The organism is Actinomyces stomatis (assembly GCF_031292835.1).
Classification (GTDB): Bacteria; Actinomycetota; Actinomycetes; order Actinomycetales; family Actinomycetaceae; genus Actinomyces; species Actinomyces stomatis.
Genome location: NZ_JASPEP010000058.1, coordinates 1 through 986 on the forward strand (window position 1 = coordinate 1; position 986 = coordinate 986).

Here is a 986-nt window from a genome sequence, read left to right on the forward strand (position 1 = left end):
GGGCGGCGGCCCCGGAACCGTCCGGGCCATCCAGGCCGCCTGAATCGCCGGAACCGCCCGAACCGTCCGAACCACCCGGCGCCCCGCACTGCTTCGTCCGGTGGCCCCCGGCGGGCTGCGTGTGCTCAGTCATTCAGTGCTCTTCCCGTCCGGGGCGGCGCGTCGTGCGGGCCAGGGGCCGTCCTCCAGGCCCTCGAGGCGCCTGCCGTCCGGGCTCCTGCCGGTCCCGCCTGCTCACGCTCGACCCGCCGGCCGCCTCGGCCGTCTGAGCCGGCGCATCGGTGACGGCGTCCCAACCGGCCAGCGCCACGGACTCCCAGTCGGCTGAGTCGTGCACCCGCGCCACGATCCGGGTGAGGACGTCCGCGTCAGTGGCCGGCGGAACCCCGTGCCCCAGGTTGACCACGTGCCCCGGCGCCGCGCGCCCGGCAGCCAGCACCGCGTCGACCTCCTCAGCCACCAGCGGCCACGGCGCCGCCAGCAGCGCCGGGTCGAGGTTGCCCTGGACCGGGCAGGCCCCCGCCTGCGGGTCGGCCCCGGCCAGCGCCTCGATCGCCTCACCCAGGTCGATCCGCTCGTCCACGCCGACGGCGTCGGCCCCCGCCTGCCGCATGAGCCCCAGCAGCCGGGCGGTCCCGGTCCCGAAGTGGATGAGCGGCGGAGCCTGGCCGGTGGTGGGGGATATGGCACCCCGGGCCGCATCCAGCGCGAGCGCCGAGTAGGGGGCCACGCGCTCGCGGTAGGCGCGCGGGGACAGCGAGCCCGCCCAGGAGTCGAAGAGCTGGGCCGCGGCCGCCCCGGCGCGCACCTGGGTGGCGATGAACTCGCCGGTCAGGCGCGCGCACCACGTCATGAGCCGGTCCCAGGAGTCGGGGTCGGCGCGCATGAGCGTGCGCGCTGCCAGGTGGTCGCGGCTGGGTCGGCCCTCCACCAGGTAGGCCGCCAGCGTGAAGGGCGCCCCGCCGAAGGCGAGTACCGGCGTCCAC

Annotated in this window: 1 protein-coding gene; it reads right to left on the minus strand. The window is 77.1% G+C overall.

Features of this window, described 5'->3' with window-relative positions; all coding sequences use genetic code 11:
* Positions 1–133: 133 nt before the first annotated feature.
* Positions 134–986, minus strand: an 853-nt coding sequence (locus RIV12_RS13095) for a uroporphyrinogen decarboxylase family protein (protein ID WP_309324459.1), incomplete at its 5' end; no start/stop codon positions are given.